At 66.3% G+C, this 10,973-nt stretch carries 11 protein-coding genes and 1 pseudogene; 5 read left to right on the top strand and 7 right to left on the bottom strand.

The window, feature by feature from the left end; genetic code table 11:
• Window positions 1–47: 47 nt before the first annotated feature.
• Window positions 48–638 (bottom strand): AsnC family transcriptional regulator, encoded by a 591-nt coding sequence (locus NATPE_RS00570; protein ID WP_006183218.1) that lies wholly within the window; start codon window positions 636–638, stop codon window positions 48–50.
• Between the two features lie 126 nt (window positions 639–764).
• Here NATPE_RS00570 and NATPE_RS00565 point away from each other — a divergent pair, with 126 nt between their 5' ends.
• On the top strand, window positions 765–962 hold the full coding sequence (locus NATPE_RS00565; protein ID WP_006183217.1) for a CopZ family metallochaperone: 198 nt from the start codon (window positions 765–767) through the stop codon (window positions 960–962).
• A gap of 29 nt (window positions 963–991) precedes the next feature.
• Here NATPE_RS00565 and NATPE_RS00560 read toward each other — a convergent pair whose 3' ends face one another.
• Window positions 992–2,389 carry a permease gene (locus NATPE_RS00560; protein ID WP_006183216.1) on the bottom strand — a complete coding sequence of 466 codons (1,398 nt, stop codon included), beginning with the start codon at window positions 2,387–2,389 and terminating at the stop codon, window positions 992–994.
• 404 nt (window positions 2,390–2,793) lie between these two features.
• On the opposite strand from NATPE_RS00560, the gene NATPE_RS00555 reads away from it, so the two are divergent.
• Both NATPE_RS00555 and hisG read left to right on the top strand, forming a co-directional pair.
• The gene (locus tag NATPE_RS00555) at window positions 2,794–3,162 is read left to right on the top strand and encodes an SHOCT domain-containing protein (protein ID WP_006183215.1); all 369 of its coding nucleotides are present in this window, start codon (window positions 2,794–2,796) and stop codon (window positions 3,160–3,162) included.
• A gap of 82 nt (window positions 3,163–3,244) precedes the next feature.
• Window positions 3,245–4,102, top strand: coding sequence for an ATP phosphoribosyltransferase (gene hisG / locus NATPE_RS00550; RefSeq protein WP_006183214.1), 858 nt, complete (start codon window positions 3,245–3,247; stop codon window positions 4,100–4,102).
• Between the two features lie 16 nt (window positions 4,103–4,118).
• Here hisG and NATPE_RS00545 read toward each other — a convergent pair whose 3' ends face one another.
• Window positions 4,119–4,538: a DUF7344 domain-containing protein gene (locus NATPE_RS00545; RefSeq protein WP_006183213.1), complete on the bottom strand. Its 420-nt coding sequence runs from the start codon at window positions 4,536–4,538 to the stop codon at window positions 4,119–4,121.
• 360 nt (window positions 4,539–4,898) lie between these two features.
• Entirely contained in the window at window positions 4,899–5,459 is a 561-nt protein-coding gene (locus NATPE_RS00540; RefSeq protein ID WP_004267580.1) for a TATA-box-binding protein, read from the bottom strand.
• A 170-nt stretch (window positions 5,460–5,629) separates the two neighbouring features.
• Here NATPE_RS00540 and NATPE_RS00535 point away from each other — a divergent pair, with 170 nt between their 5' ends.
• On the top strand, window positions 5,630–6,751 hold the full coding sequence (locus NATPE_RS00535; RefSeq protein WP_006183211.1) for a THUMP domain-containing protein: 1,122 nt from the start codon (window positions 5,630–5,632) through the stop codon (window positions 6,749–6,751).
• 211 nt (window positions 6,752–6,962) lie between these two features.
• On the opposite strand, the pseudogene NATPE_RS00530 reads toward NATPE_RS00535, so the two are convergent.
• The 3 genes and pseudogenes from NATPE_RS00530 to NATPE_RS00520 form a co-directional block, all read right to left on the bottom strand.
• Window positions 6,963–7,478: pseudogene (locus NATPE_RS00530) on the bottom strand (acyl-CoA thioesterase).
• A gap of 84 nt (window positions 7,479–7,562) precedes the next feature.
• On the bottom strand, window positions 7,563–8,567 hold the full coding sequence (locus NATPE_RS00525; RefSeq protein WP_006183209.1) for an AAA family ATPase: 1,005 nt from the start codon (window positions 8,565–8,567) through the stop codon (window positions 7,563–7,565).
• A 64-nt stretch (window positions 8,568–8,631) separates the two neighbouring features.
• On the bottom strand, window positions 8,632–9,750 hold the full coding sequence (locus NATPE_RS00520; RefSeq protein ID WP_172637281.1) for a DUF7282 domain-containing protein: 1,119 nt from the start codon (window positions 9,748–9,750) through the stop codon (window positions 8,632–8,634).
• A 268-nt stretch (window positions 9,751–10,018) separates the two neighbouring features.
• On the opposite strand from NATPE_RS00520, the gene rnz reads away from it, so the two are divergent.
• Window positions 10,019–10,963, top strand: coding sequence for a ribonuclease Z (rnz, locus tag NATPE_RS00515; protein WP_006183207.1), 945 nt, complete (start codon window positions 10,019–10,021; stop codon window positions 10,961–10,963).
• The last annotated feature ends 10 nt before the right edge of the window (window positions 10,964–10,973 follow it).

The raw sequence follows: 10,973 nt of genomic DNA, 5'->3' as shown, positions 1-10,973 counted from the left end.
TGACCAGAATCCAAAGTACAGAGGAGTATTTACTTTCGAGTCGAAAGTCAGGCACCCTCCTCGAGCCGGTCGTAGCGATCCTCGAACCGGCCCTGACAGGACGAACAGCAGAAGTGATAGACGTCGCCGTCGATCCGGCTCGATTCCCCTTCGCTGTCGACGGTGTTGCCACACTCCGCGCAGGTGAGCGCGAACTGCGTCCCATCGAGCGAAGGCGTCCACTCGGCGTCGTCCATCAGCGTCACGTCGTAGGCGATGCCCGCAGCGTCGGGGAGCAGTCCCTCGAGCCACTCGCGGACCCGCTGGACCTGTGCGCGGGCGTAGAACCAGACCCCGCCGTCGGCGGTGACGAACACGTGTTCGACGGCGTCGGCCTCGGCGGCTGCCGTTCGGCAGTCCTCGACTGTGCCCGGCGGGGCCGTGACCTGCACGAACACCGGCACCCCCGCCCGGAGCTGTGACTGGTCTACGTCGATCGTAAACCGGTTGATAATCCCGGCCTCCTCGAGGCGGTCGACGCGGTCGGAGACGGCGGGCCCGGAGAGGTCGACTTCGTCGGCGATCTCGCTGAACGGCCGCCGGGCGTTCTCGCCCAGCAGTCGCAGGATTTCCATGTCGGTCTCGTCGAGGTCGCGCATACCCGTCGTTCGATCCGACTGCCAAAGAGAGTGGCGACGATAGTTTTCGAAGTCGAAGTCAGATCCATCCGAGCGTTAGCATCGAAAGCAGAAACACACAAAGAAGCGGCGTCCCTACGTTCTCGTATGAGTCAGACGATCACCGTCGAAGGAATGTCGTGTGAACACTGCGAACAGACCGTCGAGGACGCCCTCGAGGGCGTCGACGGCGTCGAATCGGTCGCCGTCGACCGGGAGACCGAACAGGCCACCGTCGAGGGAGATGCGGACCCGCAAGCGCTCGTCAGCGCGGTCGACGAGGCCGGCTACGACGCGTCGGCCTAACCCGTTTTTTTCAACGACTGACGGCGGCGTCAGTGGTGGTCGTGCGACGACCCGTCGTCCGACACCCGCGGCGGGTGCGCCGCGAAGTCGGCCGGCGCGTCCTCGAACGCCCGCTTGCAGGTGGTCGAACAGAAATAATAGGTCTCGCCGTCGTGTGCGGCGCTCGGACCGTCGTCGTCGGTTCGCATTCCACAGACCGGGTCGCGGTACTGTCCAGGGGCACCGAGCCCGCGACGGTACACGAACAGGAGGAACCCGGAGACGGCGAAGGCGATGAGGTTGAGAGAGAAGGTGTAGTTCAGCTCGAAGTACCGCTGCTCGGTCGCCGTCTCGCCGCCGGCTAAGTTCGGGACGATGCCGAGCGCGTCGAACAGCAGTTCCATGAGAAAGCCGGTAAACGCCATCGTCACGAAGAAGACACCGAGAATGTACAGCATGACCGCCCAGCCGTAGTACTTCCGGTAGACGTTCAGTACCGGAACCGTGATGAGGTCGGCGTAGACGAACGCGATGACGCCGGCGAAGCTTATCCCGCCACCCCAGAGAGCGACCGCGAACGGGACGTTGCCCATGCTCCCGACGAAGCTGACGACGGCGATTGCGACGCCCATAACTGCGTTCTCGGCGGTCACGAGCAGGCCGTCACCCCCGAGAAACAGCGCGTTCCAGACCGACTGGGGGACGAACACGATGACGAAGCCCGAGACGAGAAAGCCCGCGATGACGTCGGTCCAGATCATCGACCACTCCTTCCGGTACTGGTTTGCGATCTTGTACCAGCCGCCCCACGACCGGAGTTCGTCCGACCACGCGCCGCTGCTGGCGGTTTGCTGTCGGTAGGTTTCCAGACAGCCCGCGGAGCAGAACCGCAACGTCTCGCCACCGTCGGTCACGATCGTGTGTTCGTCCGACCCCTCCATGCCGCAGGTCGGATCCGTCATCCCGCCGCTCTCGCGGTCCTCGCGCTCGAGTTCCGCACGGACCTCGTCGAACAGCGGCTCCGGGAGCGTCAGCCGGACGATGACGGCCATGACCGCGATGAGGACGAGACCGCCGAGCAGTTCCGCGACGAGGAACTCCCAGCCGAGCAGGAGCAGGATCATCAGCCCGAGTTCGACGATGAGGTTCGTCGACGCGAACATGAACGCGAGGACGTTCACCGCGTGTGCGCCCTTCGCGAACAGCCCCTTTCCGATTGCGACAGCACCGAAACTACAGCCGCTGCTGGCCGCGCCGAACGCCGTCGCCGTCGCGAGACTCGAGAAGTCGCTCTCCCCGAGAACGCGGGCCATTCGCTCCTTCGAGACGTACACCTGCACGAGGCTAGTGATCGTCAATCCCATGATGATCGCCCACGCCGCCGTCCAGAGGAATCCGACGCCGATCCGGAGCGACTCGAGGACGCCCTCGACGAGTGATACGGCCATGTATAGGACGTCGTGGGAATCGACTATTGCGATTTCCCTTGGGAAACCGATGACATCGCCCGTCCGGAACGACGGGGTCGAAAGCGGCCGCGAACCACACGCCGTAGTGGTACGGACCGACCGCCCAGAAGCAGCAGAAGCCGGTTCAGGAATACTACGCGGTGATCTCCGGGGTACCAGCACCGTCTCCTCGTGACCGTCTCGCGTCGAACTCCCGATGGGGCGGGAACCGCCACACTGTGACAGCGATGGATCACGGTTCGATCGCGTCAGTGGCCGACGATAGAACTGTGAAAGTCGAAGTGAGATCCTTCCCAGACATTGCATTCCAAAGGAGAACTGCATTGAGTCACAACCCCGTATCCCTAGCCGGAGACGGACCGTTCCGTCGCCGGTGAGATTGCATGGCAACCGACACACGCGATACGCGACTCGCCACGATCGTCCTCATCGCCATCGGTGCCCTCGTGGTACTGCCAATGGCGTTCATGGGGTTCGGAATGATGGGGTTCGGCCCGATGATGGGCGGCATGTGGGGCCACGGGATGTGGGACGGCGGAACGACACCCGGCTGGCTGCCGCTCGTCGCCGTCCTGCTGCAGCTCCTGTTCGTCGCCGCCATCGTCGGCGGCGGCTACCTCGTCTACCAGGCGATCGCCGGCAGGGACGACACTGACCGCGCGCTCGAGGAACTGCGGCTGGCGTACGCTCGCGGCGACCTGAGCGACGAGGAGTACGAACAGCGCCGAGACGCGCTCGAGCGGGACGAGTGAGCGGGCGGACTGACCGGCGACCCCTCGAGACCGACCGCTCGGATGAAAAGACAGTTCCCCGTCGCCGTCCAAGGACGTGCATATGCGAATCGCCGTTCCCAACAAGGGCCGCCTGCACGAGCCGACGATCGATCTCTTAGAGCGGGCGGGGCTGCACCTCGAGAACGGAGCGGACCGAAAGCTCTACGCGGATACCGTCGATCCCGACGTGACGGTGCTGTTCGCCCGCGCTGCGGACATTCCGGAGTACGTCGCCGACGGCGCGGCCGATCTGGGCATTACGGGCTTCGACCAAGTGCAGGAAGCACGCGTTGACAACGTCTCGGAGCTACTGGATCTCGAGTTCGGGCGCTGCCGTCTCGTCCTCGCAGCCCCCGAAGACGGAGACACCAACAGCGTCGCGGATCTGACGGGCAAGACCGTCGCGACCGAGTTCCCGAACATCACGGCGGACTTCTTCGCCGACACCGGCGTCGACCCCGACATCGTCGAGGTGTCGGGCGCGACCGAACTCACCCCCCACGTCGAGATGGCCGACGCCATCGTCGACATCACGAGTACCGGGACCACGCTGAAAATGAACCGGCTGGCGGTCGTCGAGGAGGTCCTTGCCAGTTCGGTCCGGCTGTTCGGCCGCGAGGACGTCCTCGACGACCCGAAAGTCGACGAGGTCCGGACCGCCCTGGGCTCCGTCAAGCAGGCCGAAGGCAAACGCTACCTGATGATGAACGTCCCGCAGGACCGACTCGAGGCGGTCCGTGACGTCATTCCGGGACTGGGCGGGCCGACGGTCATGGACATCGCCGACGACGAAGATGGGGAGAAGGTGGCGGTCCACGCGGTCGTCGACGAGAGCGACGTCTTCGAGACGATCACGGCGGTCAAGGAGGCCGGCGCGAGCGATATTCTGGTGACCGAGATCGAGCGACTCGTCGAGTAGCCGCGGGCGGTACTCCTTACTCCAAGCGAGCGGAAATCGGCCGCTCGAGCGAGTCGATCTCGAGGACGGATTCGAACGCTCCGCAGTTGGCGGCCGGGCCGACGAGGCTCCGGGCGCGGTCCCAGGTGACGATGTCGTGATCCTCGAGCAGCGGCAGGTGGGTTCGACACAGCGAGGTGTGGATCCGCTGGCGCAGTCGGTGGATCGTCGTCCCAACGGTCGGATCGTGTTCGGCGTCTGCGAGTCGACCGACCAGCGTCCGCAATGGGACGGGGCCGTCGGCGACGAGGACACAGCGGATGACCTCGCGCCGCCGGTCGCTGTCGACGGCCTGACGGATCGTCTCCCGCGAGGGCGGTCGGCGACCGATACCGCCGTCGTTGCCGAGCCGCGACCGGTCCGAAACGACCGTCGGTCGATCTGGGTGGATCGTCATGGGCACGTGAGAGTCAGGGACGGAGACCCGGATAAACGCGAGCGGTCGTTTCGACGAGTCCGACTCGATTCAGGCGAGTCGAGCGCGCTAGGTGGGAATTGAACGGTCGATAATTCGGTGAAAGCGACGGCCGAACGGGCGACTATCGAGGTGAGCGAAGCGAACCGAACGGAACGGGCGACACCGAACGCAAGTAAGCCGATATTACCGGCGCGGCGGAGAACGGCATCGCAGCTAACGTCGAGACACTGAGAGGAACGATCGGCAACGCCGCCGGACGCGCTGGGCGATGTCGACGCGTCCGCGACTGAAGAGGTGGTAGCGTCGGCCGCGGGTGACGCGGCACGAAAACGGACGCCGTTACTCGAGCAGGCCGAGGTCCTCGAGCCGGGAGACGATCTTGTCGACGGCGTGTTCGGCGTCCTCGGGCTTCTTGCCGCCAGTGATGACGAGCTTGCCCGAGCCAAACAACAGCGCGACGACCTCGGGGTCGTCGAGTCGATAGACGAGCCCGGGGAACTGCTCGGGCTCGTACTCGATGTTCTCCAGCCCCAGCCCGATCGCGATCGCGTTCAGGTTGAGGTTCCGACCGAGGTCGGCGCTGGTGACGATGTTCTGGACGACGATCTCGGGGTCCTCGTTGACCTGGATCTGGAGTTCACGGAGCTTGTCGAAGACGATTCGAAGGCTCTCGTGAACGTCGTCGGTGCTTTTCGCGCCGGTACAGACGATCTTCCCCGACCGGAAGATCAGCGCGGCGGACTTGGGATTCTGGGTGCGGTAGACGAGACCGGGGAACTGCTCGGGATCGTAGTCGGCCCCCTCGAGGTCCATCGCGACGCTCTGGAGGTCGAGTTCCTGTCCGATGCCGGTCGACGCCACCACGTTTTCGATGTTGATGGTGTCCTTCGGATCCGTCATTAGTCGCTTAAAAAGACGTATTTAAGGTTTATAAAGGTTGGTACCGCCACCTGATATATCCGGTATATACCCTCCGCGCCGAAGCGGCCGAGACGCCGATTCCGGGCTGCTTGCGGTTTCAGGCCGTGGTATTCGATCACAGTATCCGGTTCGCGGAAAGCGGTAGGCTCATGGCCGCGCCGCCGCGACCATCGGGCGTGTATCTGCTCGAATTGGGCGGCGAGGACGACGCCTTCGCGGCCCGAGAGGCCGAAAGCGCCGCGGTCGGCGTCGATAGGATCGCGCCCGGGCTGGCCGTCGCCGACGCGGTCGTCCCCGAGCGGGTCCGCGGCCTCGCCTACACCCATCGCGCGAGCGAACTGGTCGGCCAGGGCGACGCCGACCTCGCGAGCGCCCGCGCGATCCTCGAGGCCGCCGCGATCGACCGCGAGGGATCGGTCGCGGTCCGAGCGACCGACGTTCACGGTTCGACGGGCGTGAGTACCGAACGGGCCGAACGCGAGCTGGGCGCGGTGTTGGTCGACCGGGGGTTTTCCGTCGACCTCGAGGACCCCGATCACTGCCTGCGGGTCGTCTTTGCCGAAGGCGCGCTCGCGGGCAGCGGTGACCTCCTCGAGTCGGCCGGCGACGAGACGAGTGTCGGGGCCGGAACCGACGGCGACCCGACCTCGGTCTGTGCGCTTGGCTGGCTCGCGGCCGAGAGCGTCCGCGATTTCGGCACGCGCGCACCGACGGACAAACCGTTCTTCCAGCCCGGCAGCATGGACCCCCTGCTCGCGCGGGCCGTCGCGAACCTCGCGGGCGCTCGGCCAAGAGCGACGATCCTCGATCCGATGTGTGGGACCGGTGGCGGCCTCGTCGAGGCCGGCCTCGTCGGCGCGGACGTGATCGGCACCGACGCACAGGCGAAGATGGTCCGGGGCGCGCGCGAGAACCTCACTCACTTCCTCGAGCGCGAGGAGCCGTCGCCGACCGGCGTCGCCCGCGGGGACTGGCACGTCGCCCGCAGCGACGGGACCCGCCTTCCGCTCGCCGACGACGCGGTCGACAGCGTCGTCTTCGACGCGCCCTACGGCCGCCAGTCGAAGATCGACACCCACCGGCTCGAGGACCTCGTCGCGGGCGCGCTCGAGGAAGCCCACCGGGTCGCGCCGCGAGCGGTCATGATCGCCGATCGCTCGTGGGCCGGCGAGGCGCGGGCCGCGGGTTGGGAGGTCGAGTCGGCCTTCGAACGCCGGGTCCATCGGTCGCTGACGCGGTACGTGCTGGTTCTCGAGCGAGAATCTTCGTAACGTCTGTCGGTTATGGTAGCTAAATCCGTCTACCGGATACAGAACGACGGGGAAACGGATTTGCTGCTATCGTGGCAACACGGAGTCACCACACCCTCCCCAACCGATTCACTCGCTCACTACGTTCACTCGTTCATCCCTCGCGCAACGTTAGGTCGCGGTTCGTCGGTGACGAACCGCGCCCCGGCGCGCGCCACCGCAGCGATCCCGTTCAGTTCTCGATCTCGTGGACGCGATCCCGAAGCCGTTCCCCTTTCTCGGTCTCGACGGAGAGGTCAGGAACGGGGACCGTCTCCCCGTTCTCGTCGATCGCGACGAAGGTGAACGTCGACTCGGTGGTCTTCTCGGTCTCGCCGCTGCGAGGTTCCTCGCGCCAGGCGCGCAGGGCCACGTGGACGCTCGTCCGGCCGGCGTCGTAGACGTATGCCTCCACGAGGGCGGTGTCGCCGATCCGGATCGGCCGCTCGAAGTCGAGTTCGTTCACGCGGGCGGTGACGCAGGTCTCGCCGGCGAAGCGCATCGCCGACATCGCGCTCACCTCGTCGAGCCACTTCATCAGGTTGCCGCCGTGGAGCGTGTCGTTGTTGTTCGCGTTACCTTCGAACGTAACGGTTACCCAAATTCGCCCGGCACTCGGGCGAATTCGTTCACCGACTTACGTTCGAAGGTAGTGGTTGGGCTGGACGCGAAAGCGGTTCTTGATGTGGGTCTCGAGAAGCGTCGCCATACTCGCCCTTCGAACGGCGGGCGGATAACGGTCCGTTCTCGACCGATATTGACCGGAGAATACCGCCCGCGGTCCGAGCCCCGATCAGGCGTCTCGACCGAGTTCGGCGAGCAGCCCCGAGACGTGGAGTCGGTCGCTGGTCCCCTCGTGCATCTCGAAGTCGACGTCGGCCGCCAGCCGGTGGATCTCGGCGAGTTGCTCGCCCTGATACCGCTTGCGAGCGATCCGAAGGATCGCCTCGAGGACCTCGTTGCCGTCGAGTCCCTCGTCGACGAGCAGGTCGTCCAGCGTCGACCGGGCGTCGGTAAAGTCGCCGGCCTCGGCGTCGTCGAGCATGGACTCGATCTCGTCCTCGAGGCCGACCTCGCCGAGGGTCTCGTAGGCCGCGCTCATCGTGAGTTCGCCCGCGTCCTCGACGGTCGTCTGCGCTGCGAGAATGGCCTGTCGGAGGTTGCCGTCGGCGTAGCCCGCGACAAACTCGAGGCCGTCCGCGTCGTAGTCGACGCCCTCGCGCTCGACGATCCGCTCGAGGACGGTAACGATCTCCTCGCTGGTCGGCGAGGGGAAGGAAACGGGGAAACACCGCGAGCGGATCGGCGGGATGAGCTTGGTGGGCTGGCGCGTCCCGATGATAAACTGCGTCGTCCGGTGGTGTTGCTCCATGATCCGGCGCAGGGCCTGCTGGAAGTCCTCGCGGACGTCCTCGGCGTTGTCGAGCAAAATAGTGGTGTACCCGCCCGAAACGGGCGCGTAGCTCGCGGACTCCTTGAGGACGTGGTTGATCATGTCCCGTTTGGACATCGAGGATCGGCCGACGAGGAAGTGTTCGAACCGCGGATCGTTCTTGATCTCGGTCTTGGTCCGCCCGAAGAAGTCGGCGACGTTGATCTCGACGAAGTCGTTGTCCGGATCGTCGTGGGCCTCGCGGGCCAGTGCGCGCGCCGCGGCGGTCTTCCCGCTCCCGGGTGGGCCCTGCAGGAGGAGGTTGATCGGCTCCTCGACGGCTCGCTCCAAGTACTCGCGAGCGTCGTCCTGTGGCAACTCGGCCAGCTCCGGGGCGTGGATCTCGGTCCACAGCGGCGCGTCCATCGCCAGCGGATAGGGGACAGGCGGGTAAGAATCGGTCGGTTAGGCGGCGGCCGGGCCGGGTCGACTACCCGCCGTCGGACTCGTTTCCGTCGCCGTCGTCCGCACCGCCCCCCGCCTGCGCGATCGTAAACGTCGTCTCGACCGGTTCGCCCTCGAACTCGATCGGCGACGCCGCGTCGGCGTCGGCCGGGCTCCCCGCGTAGAGGGCGGCCGTCAGGTCGTCGTCTTCGTCGATCGACGCGTCGTCCGAGAGATCGATCGTCACGTTCTCGTGTTCGCCCGGCTCGAGCTGGTCACTCGTACCGACCACCGACCCGTTGTCTTCGACGGCGACGAATCCTCGTTCGGGGATCGCCGCGGCGACCGTCACGCTCTCGGTGGTGCCATCGGCGACGGAAACGCTCGGCTCAGTGTGGAACTCGAGGTCGATCGTCGAGACCGCGCCGTCGGCGTCGGTGTAGATTCCGATCGTCCGCTCGCCCGGCGGCGCGCCGCTCGTATCGGTCTCGAAGGTGACGGTTCGGGACTCGCCACCCTCGAGTTCCAGGATCTGCCGTTCGAAGACCGCGCCGTCGATGCGGACCTCGACGGGCTGTTGGGTCTGGAACTCGGTCGGGTTGCGGATCGTCGCGTTCACCCGGATCGTCTCGTTGGTCGTCGCCGACGCCGGCGCGTCGATCGATTCGACGGCGAAGGAATCGCTCAGTGCGTCTTCCTCGCTCGTGGTCACCGTCGCGGTGTCGCTGACCGGGAACCCGGCCTCGAGGTAGGGCTGGTCCTCCTCGCCGTCGGTCTCGCCGTAGGCGTATCCCTCCTGGTCCGCGGTATCCCGGTGGACCGTCGCCGTCAGCTGGCCGACGAGTTCGCGAGTCGCGTCGTCGGCGCGTTCGACGGTGACGTTCTCGTGAGTGCCGGCCTCGAGCCGGTTCGAGACCGCAAGCGGCTCGTCGCTGCCGTCGGTGACGACGACGTAGCCGCCCTCGGAGAGGGAGACCTCACGGATGGTGACCGCGGTGCCGTTGCCCTGTTGGTCCTCGAACGTGATCGACGCCTCGGGATCCTCCTCGACGCCGAAGATGGCGGGAGCCTGCCCGACCACGATCCCGGCGGCGAGGACGATCGCGATCGCGAGCAAGATCGCGCCGATCCGCTTTACCGTGCCGAACGTCAGTTGCGGGCTCATCTGGGGGTCGTCGTTCCCCCATTCGGGCCGACGGTGGTAAAACGCGTCGTCCGTTCGCAGGACGGCGAATCGGTTCGAATCGGTTTTCCCGAATAGTCTCCGCTTACCACAGTTCACGGAGACTGTCCGTTCGGGCGCCGACTCGAAACTCGACCGGCACGCGCCGCCGCCACGGCGTTTGTCACCGCCTACTATCGCCCGGCGGTATCGAACGCCGCCCTCGAGCGATCCGAAGCCGGTTTAGTCGCGGCCCGCCGAGTCTTGGGCGATGCCACTGCGCGTGACGTTTCTGGGGACGGCCGGGGCGATCCCGACGACCGACCGGAATCCAAGCAGCGTCTTCGTCGCCCGCGAGGGCGAGGAGTTGCTGTTCGACGCCGGCGAAGGGACACAGCGCCAGATGATGCGCTTCGGTACGGGGTTTTCCGTCTCGCAGCTATTCGTCACGCACTGTCACGGCGATCACGTCCTCGGGATCCCGGGGCTGCTCCAGACGATGGCGTTCAACGACCGGGACGAGCCGCTGGCGATCCACACCCCCCACGGGACGCGCGGGCAGATCAAGGGCCTGATCAACGCGCTCGGAAACCGCCCCTCGTTTCCCGTGCGGATCAACGAAGTCGGGGACGGCGACGTCGCCTACCGCGCCGACGAGTACGAGGTCCGCGCGTTCGGAACCGATCACGACACCCGCTCGGTCGGCTACGCGCTCCTCGAGGACGACCGCAAGGGCCGGTTCGACCGCGAGCGCGCCGAGGAACTCGGTGTCCCCGTCGGCCCGAAGTTCTCACGACTCCACGAGGGCGAGTCGGTCGAACTCGAGGACGGCACCGTCGTCGACCCCGAACAGGTCGTCGGTGACTCCCGCCCCGGTCGGTCGATCGTCTACACCGGCGACACCCGCCCGACCGAGGCGACGATCGAGGTCGCCGACGACCCCGACCTCCTGATCCACGACGCCACCTTCGCCGATGACCGCGCCGACCGCGCGGCCGAGACCGCCCACGCCACTGCGAGACAGGCCGCCGAGATCGCGAACCGGGCGGGTGCGGACCGGCTCGCACTGCTGCATCTGTCCTCGCGTTACGCCGGCTACACCGCTGATCACGAGGAGCAAGCCCGCGAGGTCTTCGCGGGCGACCCCGACGCCGTGTTCGTCCCCGACGACGGGGACGCGCTCGAGATTCCGTACCCCGACGGCGACGAGACGTGATCGACGGCGA

Source organism: Natrinema pellirubrum DSM 15624 (assembly GCF_000230735.2).
Lineage (GTDB): Archaea > Halobacteriota > Halobacteria > Halobacteriales > Natrialbaceae > Natrinema > Natrinema pellirubrum.
This window is presented reverse-complemented; position numbering and strand designations above follow the sequence as displayed.